This window comes from Microbispora corallina (assembly GCF_016863035.1).
In the GTDB taxonomy this organism is placed as follows: Bacteria; Actinomycetota; Actinomycetes; order Streptosporangiales; family Streptosporangiaceae; genus Microbispora; species Microbispora corallina.
Genome location: NZ_BOOC01000033.1, coordinates 90,422 through 105,766, shown reverse-complemented (window position 1 = coordinate 105,766; position 15,345 = coordinate 90,422). Strand labels below are relative to the sequence as shown.

Below are 15,345 nucleotides of genomic sequence, written 5' to 3'. Positions count from 1 at the left end.
GCCACGTCACCGCCGCCTTGGCCGAACCTGAGAGTTGACTGTGGATACGACGACTGCCAGCAAACCCTCAGCAACGGCCGAGGTTGCCCGAAGCGCTGTTTGCCAGGGTTCGTCGTCGTGAAGCTGTCGACGAAGCGCAGGACGCTGTTGATCAACGGCGTCCTGCTGGTGCTCCTGCTGGGCGGGATCGCGGCGGCCTGGGCGTCCCTCGGGGGCGACTCCTCGGCCGACGCGTCGCCGCTGACGTCCCGCGTCACCCGGGGAACCGTCCTGGCCTCGGTCTCGGCCTCCGGCTCGGTGGAGAGCGCCCGCACCCGCGCGCTCGACTTCGGGACGAGCGGAACGGTCGAGTCCGTCAAGGTGAAGGCCGGGGACAAGGTCAAGAAGGGCCAGGTGCTCGCCCGTCTCGACGACACGACGGCGCAGGAGAACCTCGACGCCGCGAAGGCGAGCTTCGACGCCGCCTCCGACGCGGACACCTCGACCGCCTCGGGCTACTCGCAGTACATCAGCGCCCGCAACTCCTACCGCGCCGCCGAGCGGGCCGTGACCGGCACCGTGATCAAGGCGCCGTTCGCCGGGGTCGTCACCGCGGTGAACGGCTCGGAGGGCGGCTCCTCGAACGGCTCCGGCGGTGCGTCCGGCGGTGCGTCCGGCGGCGGGTCGGGCAGCGGCGGCTCCCAGGGCGGCGGGTCGTCCCAGAGCGGCTCGCAGAGCACGGCGTCCGGCGGCTTCATCCAGCTCGCCGACCCGTCCCGGCTGCAGATCGTCGGCGACTTCACCGAGGCCGACGTCACCCGGCTCAAGGTGGGCCAGGCGGCGACCGTGACGTTCGACGCCCTCACCGGCGTCACCGCGGACGGCAAGGTCACCGTGATCGACCCCCAGCCCCAGACGAACAACAACGTCGTCCAGTACGCGGTCACGATCTCGCTGACCGGCGTCCCGTCGACCGTGCGGCTCGGCCAGACGGCGAGCGTCCAGGTGACGGTCGACCGGGCCGACGACGTGCTGACCGTGCCGACCTCGACGGTCACGACCGCGGGCGGCCAGAGCACGGTGACCGTGCTGGAGAACGGCAGGCAGGTCGTGCGCAGGGTGCAGGTCGGCGTCAAGGGCGACACCACCACCGAGATCACGTCGGGCCTCGACGAGGGCGACCAGGTGGTGCGTCCGCTACCCACGACGACCGGCGGCACGGGCGGGTTCCCGTTCCCCGGAGGAGGCGGGGGCGGGCTGGGCCGCAACTTCGGCGGCGGCGGTGGCGGCGGCAGGGGCGCGAGATGAGCGCCCGGCGGACCCCGGTCCTCGACCTCCGGCAGGTCGCGAAGGTGTACGGCGAGGGGGAGACGACCGTCCGCGCGCTGCGCGGGGTCTCGCTGACCGTCGAGACCGGGGACTACGTGGCCATCATGGGCGCCTCCGGCTCCGGCAAGTCGACGCTGATGAACATCATCGGCTGCCTCGACGTGCCGTCGTCCGGCCGCTACCTGCTCGACGGCACCGACGTCGGCGCGCTCGACGAGTTCCAGCTGGCGATCCTGCGCAACCGCAAGGTCGGGTTCGTCTTCCAGTCGTTCAACCTGATCCCCCGCATGAGCGCCCTCGCCAACGTCGAGCTCCCCCTGGCGTACGGGGGTGTGAAGGCGGCCGAGCGGCGCAGGCGGGCGCTGGCCGCGCTCGACCGGGTGGGGCTGGCCGAGCGGGTCGGCCACCAGCCCAACGAGCTGTCCGGCGGCCAGCAGCAGCGGGTCGCCGTGGCCCGGGCACTCGTCACGGCGCCGACCCTGCTGCTCGCCGACGAGCCCACGGGCGCCCTCGACAGCAAGTCCAGCGAGGACATCATGACCATCTTCGACCGGCTCAGCGCGAGCGGCCGGACCCTCGTCGTCATCACCCACGAGGAGGAGGTCGCGGCGCACGCCAAGCGGGTCGTCCGCCTCATGGACGGCCAGGTGGTCGAGGACGCCCGCACCGCGCCCGTGACCGGGCTGCCGCCGCGGCTCGCCGGGGTGGCGTCGTGAACGCCGCCGAGGTCCTGCGGTTCGCCCTCCGGGGCCTGGCCGCCAACAAGATGCGCAGCGCGCTGACCATGCTCGGCATCCTGATCGGGGTCGCCGCGGTGATCCTCCTGGTCGCCGTGGGCCAGGGCTCCTCGCAGCAGATCCAGCAGAACATCCAGCGGCTCGGCGCCAACTCCCTGACCGTCATGCCGTCCACCGCGGGCGGAGGCGGCGGAGGCGGCGGGGGAGGGTTCGCCCGGCTGTTCGGCGGGGGCGGCGGCGGGCAGGGCGGCCAGGGGTCGGGTCCCCGGACCCAGGCCAAGGACCTGACCGTGGAGGACGCCCGGGCGCTCGCCGACCCGGCGGAGGCCCCCTCGGTCAAGAGCGTCTCCCCGGTCGTGACCGCCCAGGCCCAGACCGCGACGTACGAGGGCGCGAGCCACTCGATCCAGCAGCTCGTCGGCACCTACCCCAGCTACTTCGAGGCGTCGAACAAGCCCGTCGCCGCCGGGACGTACTTCTTCAACGACGACGTCCTGGCCGCCAGGAAGGTCGTGGTCATCGGGCACACCGTGGCCCAGGACCTGTTCGGCACGGTGAACCCGGTCGGCAAGCAGATCAACGTGTCGGGCGTGCCGTTCACGGTCGTCGGAGTGCTCAAGGAGGCCGGGTCGTCGGGGTTCCAGGACGCCGACGACGTGGCGATCGCGCCGCTGCCGGCCGTGCAGCAGAGCCTGACCGGGTTCGGCCCGCTGGGCCAGATCCTCGTCCAGGCCAAGAGCGCCGACACCGTCGACACCGCCCAGGCCGAGGTGACGCAGGTGCTCGACCAGCGGCACGGCGTCACCGGGACGGCCGCCGCCGACTTCCGCATCCTCAACCAGGCCACCCTGCAGGAGACGGTGAGCGCGGCGACCGGCACGTTCACCGTGCTGCTCGGGGCCGTGGCCGCGATCAGCCTCCTGGTGGGCGGCATCGGGATCACCAACATCATGCTGGTCACGGTGACCGAGCGGACCCGGGAGATCGGCATCCGCAAGGCCATCGGGGCGCCGCGGGGCGCCATCCTCGGGCAGTTCCTCGCCGAGGCCACGATGCTCAGCCTCGTCGGCGGCCTGCTCGGCGTGCTCATCGCGGTGATCGGCGCCCAGTTCACGATCGCGGGCGTCCAGCCGGTGATCGTCCCGGCCTCGATCGCATTGGCGCTCGGCGTCTCGGTGGCGATCGGCCTGTTCTTCGGGAGTTATCCGGCCAACCGCGCCGCCAAGCTGCGGCCGATCGAAGCCCTCCGCTTCGAGTGACGACGGGGAGCGAGACATGGCGATGTGGAGATCCCCGGGAGGCGGCGGCCACCGCCGTACGGCGGACGACGGGCAGGCGCCCTCCACGGACAGCAGGGAGATGGATGTGAGCAGGCACAGCACCGAGGACGTGCTGGAGTCCTCGCCGTTCGACGACGACCTGGCCGACGTGCTGGCGGCGCGGCCGGGAGGCGCCGGAGCGTCGAAGCTCACGCTGACCCTCGCCGGGGCCGTCCTGCTCGTCGCGGGCCTGCTGCTCGGCATCCAGGCGCACAAGGCCTTCGGCGGTACGGGCTCGGCCTCGGCCTTCCCCGGCCGGGCAGGCGGCGGCGCGGCGGGAGCGGGGACGGGGGCGCGGGCCGGCGGCGGAGGATTCGGCGGCTTCGGCAACGGCGGGGGCTTCGGCGCCGGAGGCGGTTCCGGCGGCGGCTTCGGAGGAGGCGGCGTGACGTTCGGGACGGTCAAGCTCGTGGACGGCGGCAAGGTCTACGTGCAGACGGCGGGCGGCGGGGTCGTCACGGTGACGACCGGCAAGGACACGAAGATCCAGGTCTCGAAGGCCGGCAAGGTGAGCGACCTCAAGCCGGGCAACGTCGTCGTCGTCAACGGGACGAAGGACGCGCAGGGCAACGTGACCGCGACCACGGTGACCGAGAGCTCCCAGCTCGCGGGCCGGAGGGCGGGCTCGTGAGCGTCCCCGGGCAGCGCCGCGCGGCGCCGGAGGCGCGCCTGCTGGTCGTCGACGACGAGCCGAACATCAGGGAACTGCTGTCGGCCAGCCTGCGGTACGCCGGCTTCGAGGTGATGACCGCCTCCGACGGCCGGGAGGCCGTGCAGGTCGCCGAGCGCGTGAGGCCCGACCTGATCGTGCTCGACGTGATGCTGCCCGACATGGACGGCTTCTCCGTGAGCGACCGGCTCCGGGCGTCCGGGCGGCGCGTCCCCGTGCTGTTCCTCACCGCGCGGGACGCCACCGAGGACAAGGTCAGCGGGCTCGGCCGGGGCGACGACTACGTCACCAAGCCGTTCAGCCTGGAGGAGGTGCTGGCGCGGATCCGGGCCGTGCTCCGCCGTACGCGCTCGGGTGAGGGCGAACCGGCCCGCCTGCGGGTCGCGGACCTGGAGCTGGACGAGGACTCCCGGCAGGTGTGGCGGGCGGGCCGGCCGGTGCGGCTGTCGCCGACCGAGTTCAAGCTGCTGCACTACTTCCTGATCAACCAGGGCCGGGTGCTGTCCAAGGCGCAGATCCTCGACCACGTGTGGCACTACGACTTCGGCGGCGACCGCAACGTGGTCGAGTCGTACGTCTCCTACCTGCGGCGCAAGGTCGACACGGCCGAGCCGAAGCTCATCCACACGCTCCGCGGCGTGGGCTATGTCCTCCGTGCTCCGCGTCAGTGAGCTGAAACGGCGTCTGGCCAGGACCCCGCTCTGGCTGCGGCTCGTCGGCGGGACGCTGCTCATGGTCGCCCTGGCGATCGCCCTCACCGGCGGCTTCGCCGTGCAGCTCCTGCGCGGCTACCTGGTCGACCGGGTGGACAACCAGCTCATGGCCGTCGGGCGGCGGATGCCCGAGCCGCCCGGCGCCCCGCCCCTGCTGCCGCGCGGCGCCGACCCGGGGCGCCCGCAGCGGCTGTTCGGCTCCTTCTACGTGGTCGAGCTCGACGGGAACGGCGCCGTCGTCCGCACCATCCAGGAGCCGCCGAACGTCGACCCGCCGACCCTGTCGGCGCCTTCCACGGGACGCGACCCGTGGCTGTTCACCGCCGTGTCGCCGTCCGGGACCCTGTGGCGGGTGATCGCCACCAGGGACGGCCGGGGCGGCTTCCGCGCCGCCGCCATCAGCCTGAACGACATCGACGGCACGGTCTCCCGGCTCGTGATCATCGTGTCCGGGGTCGGCTGCGCCGTGCTGGTCGCGCTCGGTCTCGCCGGCTACTGGCTCGTACGGCGCAGCCTGCGCCCCCTGGGGGAGATCGAGCGGACGGCCGAGGCCATCGCGGTCGGCGACCTGTCCCGCCGGGTGCCGCTGCGGCATCCCCGCACCGAGATGGGCAGGCTCGGCCGGGCCATCAACGGCATGCTGTCGCAGATCGAGGCCGCGTTCCGCGACCGGGAGGCCTCGCAGGAGCGGATGCGCCGGTTCATGGCCGACGCCTCCCACGAGCTGCGCACGCCGCTGACGTCCATCAGGGGCTTCGCCGAGCTGTTCCGGCAGCAGCGGTCGCAGGACCCCGCCCTGCTGCTGCGCCGCATCGAGGACGAGGCCGTGCGGATGGGCCTGCTCGTCGACGACCTGCTGCTGCTCGCCCGCCTCGACCAGCAGCGGCCGCTCGACCGCCGTCCGGTCGACCTGCTGAGCCTGGCGGCCGGCGCCGTGCTCGACGCCCAGGTGCTCGCGCCCGACCGGGAGATCGACCTGCTCAGGCTCGACGACTCCGACCGGCCGGTCAGGGTGGTGGGCGACGAGACCCGGCTGCGCCAGGTCATCGGCAACCTCATCGGCAACGCCCTCCGGCACACGCCGCCAGGGACCCCCTTCCGCGTCGGGGTGGGCGTGCTCACCGGCCCCCTCGCGGTGATCGAGGTGGCCGACGAGGGCCCCGGGCTGCCTCCGGGCGACGCCCAGCGGGTCTTCGAACGGTTCTACCGCGCCGACCCCGCCCGCAGCCGCGACTCCGGCGGCACCGGGCTGGGGCTGTCCATCGCCGCCGCGCTCGTCCAGGCGCACGGCGGCACGATCACGGCCGAGAGCGAGCCCGGTCACGGCGCGGTCTTCCGCGTCCACCTGCCGGCGTGCCCGCCCGTCACGAAAGGTTAGGTCGATCCCTATGCGACCCGTGCGTTTCCTGTCCGCGGCCGCCTGCGCCGCGCTGGCCGTCTCGGTGGCCGGCTGCGGAGGAGGCGGAGACACGGCGAGCGCGCCCGCCGCCGCGCCCAGCGGGGCGTCCGGCGCCGCCGCCTCCCGGGCGGCGTTCACCGAATGCCTGCGCAAGAACGGCGTGACCCTCCCCAGCGGCCGTCCCACCGCACGTCCCTCCGGCCGTCCCTCGGCCTGGCCCTCGGGACGGCCGAGCGGCGGCTTCCGGACCATGTCCCCCGAGATGGAGAAGGCGTTCCAGGCGTGCCGGTCGCTGATGCCGCAGGGCGGCTTCGGCGGCGGTGGCTTCGGCGGCGGCGGCTTCGGCCGGAACGGCGGGGACCCGGCGGCCATGCAGGCGTTCCGCGGCTGCATGAAGGACAACGGGGTGACGCTCGGCGACCAGAACGGCCTGCGCGGGCTCGACCGCAGCGACCCCAAGGTGGCCAAGGCGTTCGAGAAGTGCCGGGTGCTGCTGCCCACGGCGGCCCCCTCGCCCAGCGCGTGATTCGAGGCCCCTCCACCGGGAAGGTCGGGGGGTATGGCGGGCAACGAGGGGCTTCTGACGGCTCTGTTGAGCCTGCGGCGGCACCTCCGCCACGAGCTGTTCCCTCTGGCGATCGGTGACGTCGCGGCCGACCGCCGCGCGCTGCGCGAGCTGAGCGGCCAGCTCGACGACTACCTGCTGCCGCGGCTGGCCGCCATCGACGCCCCGCTGCTGGCCGTCGTCGGGGGCTCGACGGGGGCCGGGAAGTCGACCCTGGTCAACTCCCTGGTCGGCGAGACCGTCGCCGAGCCCGGCGTGCTGCGCCCGACCACCCTCGCCCCGACCCTGGTGGCGAACCCGGCCGACCGGGAGTGGTTCACCTCGCCGAAGGTCCTGCCCGGGCTGCCGCGGGTCACCGGCGGCGGCCGGGGCGAGCCGGGCACGCTGAGGATCGCCACGGCCGGGAGCCTGCCCGCCGGGCTGGCGCTGCTCGACGCCCCCGACATCGACTCCGTGGTGGCCGCCAACCGGGAGCTCGCGGCGCAGCTTCTCGCGGCCGCCGACCTGTGGCTGTTCGTCACCACCGCCGCCCGGTACGCCGACGAGGTGCCGTGGAGCTTCCTGCGGCAGGCGCGGGAGCGGAGCACGGCCCTCGCGGTCGTCCTCCAGCGGGTGCCGGCCGAGGCGCGCGAGCCGGTCGTGGCCGACCTGGTGCGCCTGCTGCGGGCCAACGGCCTCGCCGGGACCCCGCTGTTCACCGTCCCCGAGCTGGAGCTGCCCTCCGAGCGCGCCAGGCTCCCCGCGGCCGCCGTCCAGCCCATCGCCACCTGGCTCGCCGAGCTGTCGGTGGACGCCCGCTCCCGCGCCGCCGTCGTGCGGCGGACCCTCACCGGCGCCCTCGACAGCCTCGCCACCCGCGTGCCCGACCTCGCCGACCGGGTGGACCGTCAGCGTGCCGGCATCGCCGAGCTCCGGGCGGTGGTGGAGAAGGCGTACGACACGGGCATGTCGGCCTTCGACGACGGCATGCGGGACGGCCTGCTGCTGCGCGGTGAGGTCCTCGCCCGGTGGCAGGACTTCGTCGGGACCGGTGACCTGATGCGGTCGCTGGAGTCCCGCATCGGATGGCTCCGCGACCGCATCACGGCCGTCTTCCGCGGCCGTCCGGCCCCCGACAGGGAGCTGCGCGTCGCGCTGGAGAGCGGCGTCGAGTCGCTCGTCCGGTCCACGGCCGACGCGTCGGCCGAGCGGGCGGTCGAGTCGTGGCTGGCCATGCCCGCCGGGCGCGACCTGCTGGAGCGGTCGGGCGTCACGGTCACCGGACGGCTCGGCCGCGCCTCCGCCGACCTGCCGGGCCGGGCCGCGGACGCGGTGCGGGGCTGGCAGGGGTACGTGCTCGAGCTGGTCAGGTCGCAGGGCGCCGACCGGCGGACGCTCGCCCGGGCCGCCTCCTTCGGCGTGAACAGCCTGGGCGTGCTGCTCATGCTGGCCGTGTTCTCCTCCACCGGCGGCATCACCGGCATCGAGATCGGCATCGCGGGCGGCACGAGCGTGCTCAGCCAGAAGCTGCTGGAGGCCGTCTTCGGCGACCAGGCCGTCCGCGCGCTGACCCAGGACGCCCGCGAGGACCTGCGTCGCCGGGTCCGCGAGCTGCTCGACCTGGAGCGGGCGCGATTCACGTCCCTGCTCGACGGCCTGGGCCCCGCCGACGACACGGCGGCGCGCCTGCGGGAGGCGGCCAAGGCCGTACAGGAGAGGGGCGACCTGTGAAGCTCCTGCGCAGGAGGACGGCGGTGCCGCTGGACGACCGGCTGGCGGCGCTGGCCGAGGCCGCCGACCTCGCCGAGGGCCGCCTCGACGGCGCCGCCGTCGACCGCGCCCGCGCCGTGGTCGAACGGGCGGGGGTGCGGCGCGGCCTGTCGGCCGACCACACGGCCGTCGCCCTGGCCGGGGCCACCGGGAGCGGGAAGTCGTCGCTGTTCAACGCGCTCGCGGGAGCCGAGCTCGCGACCGTCGGGGTGACCCGGCCGACGACCTCCAAGGCCCAGGCCGCCGTGTGGGGGCCGGACGGCTCGGGCCCGCTGCTCGACTGGCTCGACGTGCCCCTCCGCCACACGATCGGCGCCGGGCCCGAGGGCGCCCCGGCCGGCCCGCAGTCGCCGGGGAGCGCCGGGCTGATCCTGCTCGACCTGCCGGACCACGACTCGATCGAGCTGTCCCACCGGCTGGAGGTGGACCGGCTCGTCGGCGTGGTCGACCTGCTCGTGTGGGTGCTCGACCCGCAGAAGTACGCGGACGCGGCGGTGCACGAGCGGTACCTGCGGCCGCTCGCCCGCCACCGCGATGTCACCGTGGTCGTGCTCAACCAGATCGACCGGCTGCCCGCCCGGGCCGTGGCCCGCTGCCTCGACGACCTGAAGGGCCTGCTCGCCGCCGACGGCCTGGACGACGTCCCCGTCATCGGCGCCTCGGCCCGTACCGGCCAGGGGGTGGGCGAGCTGCGCGCCCTGCTCGACCGGCGGGTGGCCCAGCGGCGGGCGTGGGCGTCCCGGCTCGCCGCCGACGCCGCCACGGCCGCCACCGCCCTGTGGAAGGAGGAGGACCTCCTCGACGAGGGCGCGGCGGGGCCGTCCCCGGTCACGCTCGACCGGTCGCTCACGCGGGCGCTGGAGGAGGCCGCGGCCGTGCCGGTCGTCGTCCGGGCCGTGGCCAAGGCCCATGTGCACCGCTCGATCGTCGCCACGGGATGGCCGGTCACCCGGTGGCTGCGCCGTCTGCGTCCCGACCCGCTGCGCCGCCTCCACCTGACCCGCGGAGGCGTCCGCACGTCCCTGCCGCCGGCCACCGCCGTCCAGGTCTCCGCCGTGGACACGGCCCTGCGCGACGTGGGGGCCGCCGCCGCCCGGGACGTGCCTGAGCCCTGGGCGTCCTCCATACGGCACGCCGCCCGGTCGCGGGCCGGCGAACTGACCGACGCCCTCGACCGCACCGTGGCCGTCACCTCGCTCGACGCCTCCCGGGCGCCTCGCTGGTGGCGCGCGGTCGGGGCGCTGCAGTGGCTCATGGTGGTCGCGACGGCCGCCGGGGCGCTGTGGTTGTTCGCGCTGTTCGCGGTCGACTACCTCCTGCTGACCCGGCCGCCCACGCCGACCCTCGGCAGGGTGCCGTGGCCGACGGTCCTGCTGGCCGGCGGTGTGCTCGGCGGCGTGTTCGTCGCGCTGCTCTCCCGCGCCGCCGCCTGGCTCGGCGGCCGACGGCGCGCGCGGAGGACCGCGAAGGCACTGCGGGCGGGCGTCGAGCGGGTCGCCCACGACCTCGTCGTCACGCCGGCGAACGACGAGCTGTCCCGCTACACCCACTTTGTCCGGGCCCTCGCCACCGCCGCCGCCGAACCCGGTTGACGGGTCGAGAGGTCACACAGCCGGCGGTCCCGGGGCCGGCCGGTCGCCGGTGGGGCGGGCGCCGTTCGCGGGCGGCCGTACGACGACCCACCGCTTCGTCCCTCCTGAGCCCCCTGAGAGCCGGACGTTCGACCGGAGGTCCCTCGTCGAGATGATTCGACCGCTGCCGGGCCGGGCATGAAGGGCCATCGACAGGAGCGTAGATCGCCGGAAATCCTGGAGCCCGAACGTGGACCTCGTGCCCGTCATCGAGACCGTCGGGCGGGCGATCGACACGGCCGGCGTCGCCGTGATCGTCGTCGGCGCGTTGGTGGCGACCGTCTTGTTCGTGCGCTCGTTCCTGCTCCGCCGCCCGACGGAGGATGCCTATCGGCGGTATCGCAGAGGAATGGGGCGCGCCATCCTCCTCGGCCTTGAGTTCCTCGTCGCCGGCGACATCATCCGCACCGTGGCGATCTCTCCGACCTTTCAGAGCGTCGGCGTGCTCGCCGTGATCGTTTTGGTGCGCACCTTTCTCAGCCTGTCTCTGCAGGTGGAGCTCGAGCGCCGCTGGCCGTGGCAATCCCCTGCGAAAGCGGTCCCTGACTCGTCACGCATCCCCCCGTCCTGAATCCAGGCCCATCTGGGACAGAGATCGGCTTATGAACCTTCCGGGTTTCGTTGCCCGTCTACCGGCCTGGGATGCCGCGAGCGGGAACACCAGGCCGAGCACCGCCAGGATCGCGATCACGCCGTAGGCGGTGCGCCGGTCGGTGGGGCGGGCGGGAGCGCCGATCCGGCCGCGGAGGCGGTCACCCAGCGCAGAGCTGGGAGCTCAGGGTCTCGTGCGTCCAGCGCTCCCACCGGTCTGGCGTCCAGCCGCGGTCGCGGACGAACACCAGGTACAGCTCCGGGCTGAGCAGGCCGAACAGCAGGTCGGCGGCCTGCTCGGCCGTCACCCCGGCTCTGGCCCCCGGTTTGGCCACCAGTGATCGGGCGGCCGTGGCGTGGACGGCGAACCGCGGGTCGGCGTCGTGGGCCCAGAGCTCGCCGATCCCCGGGTCGGTCAGGGCGGCGGCCCGCAGCATCTCGATGATCGGAGCCACCCGCTCCAGGATCCCCCGCGTCCCCCGCACGTGGAGCCGCAGCTGCGCGGAGGCGGTCTCGGTGGCGAGGGCCTCGCGGAACCAGGGGCGATCCATCGTGGCGATCGCCTCGTGGTCGCCGGCGATCGACACGTCCACCAGTTCCTTGAGCAGCGCGCGCTTGTTGCCGAACGTGAAGTAGATCGTCTGGACGGCCACACCGGCCCGGTCGGCGATCTCCTGGAGCGCCGTCGCGCCGTATCCCTGCTGGACGAACAGGTCACGCGCCGCGTCCAGGATGCGCCTGCGCGTCTCCTTGGGCCTGCGGGTCCGCTTGTCCTCGCTCTTGACCTGACTCATGGCTGTAGCTTATCTCTAGAGTTGAACTCTAGATACCAACTCTAGTTACGGGAGGATCCATGCAGTCGATCGCGAACAGAGAGCACGCGGAAGCGTGGAACGGCTGGGAGGGCGTCAACTGGGCGAACGACGCCGCCCGCTACAACGCGACAGTCGCCGGCTTCACCGACGACTTCTTCCGCATCGCGGCGATCGTCGAGGACGACCGCGTCCTCGACGTCGGCTGCGGCACCGGCGAGATCACGCTGCGCGCCGCACGCCTGGCGTCCCGCGGGCACGTCGTGGGCGTCGACATCTCGGCGCCGATGCTGGAGCGCGCCCGCGCCGACGCGGCGGAGCAGGGCGTCGGCAACGTCACGTTCGAGCAGGGGGACGCCCAGGTCCACGGGTTTCCCGCCAGTGGTTTCGACGTCGCGATCAGCCGTGGTGGGGTGATGTTCTTCGGCGACCTGGTCGCCGGCTTCGCCAACATCCGGCGGGGGCTTCGGCCGGGTGGGCGGCTCGTCTTCATGGGCCCGCAGCCCGGCGGGCCGGACAGCGACTACGCCCGTGCCACCGCGGCGCTGAAGCCGCTGATGCGCATGCCGTCCCCGGCCGCGCGGGGCATGGGATCGCTGGTCGATCCGGCCCGCATTCGCGAGGTGCTCACTGCGGCCGGGTTCGCCGACGTGGTCGTCAGGCCGGTCGAAGCGCCGATGGACTACGGCCGGGACGCGGCCGACGCCGCCGGCTTCATCCTCAGCCAGGGGCCGGTCCGCTTCAACCTCGACGGGGTCGACCCGTCCGTCGTCGAGCGGACGCGGGAGGAGCTGCGGGCCGGACTCCTCGCCTACGAGACCCCGGAGGGCGTCCGCATCCCCGGCGCGGTATGGCTGGTGAGCGCCGTCAGGCCCTGAGGACGGGGACGGCGTCCGGCCGCGCCCGAGGGAGGAACCGGAGGCACGGCCGGCTCCTCATGGACGGCCGGGCTCCTCATGGACGGCCGGGCTCGGCACGCCCTCCCCGGCGACCGGTCCGTCCTGGACATCGTCGCGCCCGGCCCCTGAGCCGCCCATCGACGTGAGCGGGTCGAACGAGCGCCGGCCCGAGGCGATCTGGCGGGGGCCGAGCTCGCTGTCCTCCGCGGCGGCCCTCGCCTCAGCGGCCGCCCGCTCGGCCTCGGCGACGGCCTCGCTCTCGCCGTGGTCCTCACGCTCTCGCAGGGCCGGCGAGACGGGCAGCGCCTCCGTGAACGCCTTCGACACCCCCTGCAGCGCCGAGGTGACCTCGCTCGGGATCACCCAGAACGTGTTGCCCTGGCCCTGTGCGAGCTGGGGGAGCACCTGGAGGTACTGGTAGGCCAGCAGCTTCGGGTCGGGGTCGTTGCGGTGCACGGCCTGGAACACCTCGTCGATGGCCCGCGACTGGCCCTCGGCCTTGAGGATCTGCGCGGTCCGCTCGCCCTCGGCCCGCAGGATGGCGCTCTGCTTCTCACCCTCGGCCGTGAGGATCTGGGACTGCCGCTGGCCCTCGGCGGTGAGGATGGCGGCGCGCTTGTCCCGCTCGGCGCGCATCTGCTTCTCCATGGCCTCCTTGATGGTCTTCGGCGGGTCGATCGCCTTGATCTCGACCCGGTTGACCCGGATGCCCCACTTGCCGGTGGCCTCGTCGAGCACGCCGCGCAGCTGGCTGTTGATCGTGTCGCGGGAGGTGAGCGTCTTCTCCAGGTCCATGCCGCCGACGACGTTGCGCAGCGTCGTCACGGTGAGCTGCTCGACGCCCTGGATGAAGTTGGCGATCTCGTACGCGGCCGCCCTCGGGTCGGTGACCTGGAAGTACAGCACGGTGTCGATGTCGACGACGAGGTTGTCCTCGGTGATGACGGGCTGCGGCTTGAACGAGACCACCTGCTCGCGCAGGTCGATGAGCGGACGCACCCGGTCGATGAACGGGATCACGAAGTTCAGCCCGGGCCCGAGCGTGCGGTAGTAGCGGCCCAGACGCTCGACGTTCCCGGCTCTCGCCTGCGGGACGATGCGGACCGAGCGCAGCACCGTGAAGACGGCGACCAGAGCGACGATCAGTCCGGCGATGAGGGCTGCGTCCATGCTCACTCCCGTGGATAGACGAGGGCGGTCGCGCCCTCGATCTCGATGACGTCGACCTTCGCGCCGGCGGGGATGACCAGGCTGTCGTCGTAGGCGCGGGCCGACCACTCCTCGCCGCCGATTTGGACCCTGCCGTCGCGGCCGGTCACCTCCCGGGTGACGTACGCGGGCCTGCCGATGAGCGCGGAGACGCCGAAGCGCCGGGGCGGCGGCTGTCTGATGTGCCGCAGGGCGAACGGCCGGACTCCCGCGAGGCCGGCGGCCGAGGCGATGACGAAGACGGCCAACTGGAGGCCGGGCGGCAGGCCGACCAGGGCGACGCCCGCGGTGAGCAGGGCGGCGATCGACAGGAGCCCGAGCGCGGCGGTCAGCGTGAAGATCTCCGCGACGCCGAGGGCAGCCGCCAGGATGAGCCAGACGATCCAGGGGTCCATTGCCGCCTCCATAGCAATGAACGGATCCCGCTTTCGGGGGGTTCCTTCCCTTAACGCTAACTCTTCCGGCCGCCGTCATCCCCTGCCTCCAGGACTGTTTCCGTCCCCTTCGAGGGCCGGTTCCCGCGAAGGCGAGGCCCGTCAGGGGCCGGCGGCGCCCCTGACGAACTCGGGCACGCGGTGGAGGGCGCTGCCGCTGAGCCAGTCGGGCCAGGAGATCTGCCAGTAGCCCCAGCCGTTGTTCCACTCGAGCCTCCGCGAGGTGCCCGTCACGATCACCGGGTCGCCGCGCAGGGCGTGCTCGTAGAACCAGCGCGCCTGGTCCGGGCTCGCGTTCACGCAGCCGTGGCTCATGTTGATCCGCCCCTGGGCCCACACGTTGCCCATCGCGTGGACGTACTCCCCGCTGTTGGAGATCCGCACGGCGTAGTCGATGAGGTTGTCGTAGTATTCCGGGTCGCCCTTCCGCCGGCCGGGCGACACCATCCGGACCGGGTTGCCCTTCTCCATCGTCAGGTGGATGCCGCTCGTGGTGGTGTACTCCCGGGTCGTGGCCATGCCGGCGCTGATCGGAATGCGCTGGGCCACGACGCCGTCCTGCCGGACGACCATCCGGTGGACGCGGGTGTCGACCGTGCTGACCATCGCGCGGCCCACGGTGAAGGAGACGGACCGGTCGGCGGCGCCGTACGTGCCGGGGCCGGCCCGCACCCCGGCCAGGTGGGCCGTGAACGCGATCCTGCTCCTGGCCGGCCACATCCGCATGGGCCGGTAGACGACCTGGGACGGGCCGAACCAGTGCCACGCCCCCTCGACCGGCCCGGTCACGGCCAGCGCCCGCTCGACCGCCGCCCGGTTCTCCACGGGCCGGGTGAACGTCACGATGATCGGCATGCCGACGCCCACGGTCTCCCCGTCGGACGGCACGACCGAGGCGAGGGCCACCTCGTGGTGGGGCCGGAGGGTCCGGAACCGGCCGGTGAGCCGCCCGGCGACGCCCTGCGGCCCGACGGCCAGCGCGTTCACCACGTAGTCGGTGCCGGGACGCAGGGCCCAGGACGAGCGCCAGACCGTGCGGGAGCGGTCGAACGCGCCCGGCACGAGATCGCGCCCGGCGAACGCGACCACGTTGGTCAGCCGGCCGCCGTCGGCCCGGACCACGAGCCCGCCGTCCGGCGGCGCGCCCACGGCGTCCGGCGCCGGGGTCATCGTGACGCGCGGCGCGGGCGGCACCCGGACGGCGCATCCGGCGACGGCGAGGAGGAGGGCCGCCGCCCAGGCGATCACACGCATGCGTTCCTGCCTTCGCTACTCGGGGCTCCCCAGGGTAGCGACGGGTGACGACAGG

General features: G+C 73.6%; 15 protein-coding genes. 11 read left to right on the top strand and 4 right to left on the bottom strand.

All coding sequences use genetic code 11. The annotated features are described in order from the left end of the window. The first annotated feature begins 117 nt into the window (after positions 1 to 117). From Mco01_RS29160 to Mco01_RS29115, 10 genes are all read left to right on the top strand, one after another. Positions 118 to 1,287: an efflux RND transporter periplasmic adaptor subunit gene (locus tag Mco01_RS29160; protein ID WP_204060062.1), complete on the top strand. Its 1,170-nt coding sequence runs from the start codon at positions 118 to 120 to the stop codon at positions 1,285 to 1,287. Next, the gene (locus Mco01_RS29155; RefSeq protein ID WP_204060061.1) at positions 1,284 to 2,024 is read left to right on the top strand and encodes an ABC transporter ATP-binding protein; all 741 of its coding nucleotides are present in this window, start codon (positions 1,284 to 1,286) and stop codon (positions 2,022 to 2,024) included. Before Mco01_RS29160 ends, Mco01_RS29155 begins: the two co-directional genes overlap by 4 nt. After that, entirely contained in the window at positions 2,021 to 3,304 is a 1,284-nt protein-coding gene (locus Mco01_RS29150) for an ABC transporter permease (RefSeq protein WP_204060060.1), read from the top strand. Before Mco01_RS29155 ends, Mco01_RS29150 begins: the two co-directional genes overlap by 4 nt. 16 nt (positions 3,305 to 3,320) lie before the next feature. Then, positions 3,321 to 3,995 carry a hypothetical protein gene (locus Mco01_RS29145; RefSeq protein ID WP_204060059.1) on the top strand — a complete coding sequence of 225 codons (675 nt, stop codon included), beginning with the start codon at positions 3,321 to 3,323 and terminating at the stop codon, positions 3,993 to 3,995. After that, on the top strand, positions 3,992 to 4,705 hold the full coding sequence (locus Mco01_RS29140) for a response regulator transcription factor (protein ID WP_036332709.1): 714 nt from the start codon (positions 3,992 to 3,994) through the stop codon (positions 4,703 to 4,705). Before Mco01_RS29145 ends, Mco01_RS29140 begins: the two co-directional genes overlap by 4 nt. Next, on the top strand, positions 4,689 to 6,125 hold the full coding sequence (locus tag Mco01_RS29135; protein ID WP_239103989.1) for an ATP-binding protein: 1,437 nt from the start codon (positions 4,689 to 4,691) through the stop codon (positions 6,123 to 6,125). Before Mco01_RS29140 ends, Mco01_RS29135 begins: the two co-directional genes overlap by 17 nt. Positions 6,126 to 6,135: 10 nt before the next feature. Continuing rightward, complete coding sequence (locus tag Mco01_RS29130) at positions 6,136 to 6,672, top strand: hypothetical protein (protein ID WP_204060057.1); 537 nt, start codon at positions 6,136 to 6,138, stop codon at positions 6,670 to 6,672. 33 nt (positions 6,673 to 6,705) lie between these two features. Next, positions 6,706 to 8,421: a GTPase family protein gene (locus Mco01_RS29125; protein ID WP_239103988.1), complete on the top strand. Its 1,716-nt coding sequence runs from the start codon at positions 6,706 to 6,708 to the stop codon at positions 8,419 to 8,421. After that, on the top strand, positions 8,418 to 10,052 hold the full coding sequence (locus Mco01_RS29120) for a GTPase (protein ID WP_204060056.1): 1,635 nt from the start codon (positions 8,418 to 8,420) through the stop codon (positions 10,050 to 10,052). The genes Mco01_RS29125 and Mco01_RS29120 overlap by 4 nt, the downstream gene beginning before the upstream one ends. Positions 10,053 to 10,281: 229 nt before the next feature. After that, positions 10,282 to 10,662, top strand: a complete 381-nt coding sequence (locus Mco01_RS29115; RefSeq protein WP_204060055.1) for a DUF1622 domain-containing protein — start codon at positions 10,282 to 10,284, stop codon at positions 10,660 to 10,662. 181 nt (positions 10,663 to 10,843) lie between these two features. Here the strand turns inward: Mco01_RS29115 and Mco01_RS29110 are convergent, their stop codons facing one another. Next, positions 10,844 to 11,476 (bottom strand): TetR/AcrR family transcriptional regulator, encoded by a 633-nt coding sequence (locus tag Mco01_RS29110; RefSeq protein WP_204060054.1) that lies wholly within the window; start codon positions 11,474 to 11,476, stop codon positions 10,844 to 10,846. 59 nt (positions 11,477 to 11,535) lie between these two features. Between Mco01_RS29110 and Mco01_RS29105 the strand changes: the two genes are divergently transcribed. Then, positions 11,536 to 12,372 carry a class I SAM-dependent methyltransferase gene (locus Mco01_RS29105; RefSeq protein WP_204060053.1) on the top strand — a complete coding sequence of 279 codons (837 nt, stop codon included), beginning with the start codon at positions 11,536 to 11,538 and terminating at the stop codon, positions 12,370 to 12,372. 57 nt (positions 12,373 to 12,429) lie between these two features. Here Mco01_RS29105 and Mco01_RS29100 read toward each other — a convergent pair whose 3' ends face one another. From Mco01_RS29100 to Mco01_RS29090, 3 genes are all read right to left on the bottom strand, one after another. Then, positions 12,430 to 13,563: an SPFH domain-containing protein gene (locus Mco01_RS29100; protein ID WP_204060052.1), complete on the bottom strand. Its 1,134-nt coding sequence runs from the start codon at positions 13,561 to 13,563 to the stop codon at positions 12,430 to 12,432. Positions 13,564 to 13,565: 2 nt separating this feature from the next. Beyond that, positions 13,566 to 13,997, bottom strand: a complete 432-nt coding sequence (locus Mco01_RS29095) for an NfeD family protein (protein ID WP_036332703.1) — start codon at positions 13,995 to 13,997, stop codon at positions 13,566 to 13,568. 141 nt (positions 13,998 to 14,138) lie between these two features. Next, entirely contained in the window at positions 14,139 to 15,290 is a 1,152-nt protein-coding gene (locus Mco01_RS29090) for a L,D-transpeptidase (RefSeq protein ID WP_204060051.1), read from the bottom strand. Between the last annotated feature and the right edge of the window lie 55 nt (positions 15,291 to 15,345).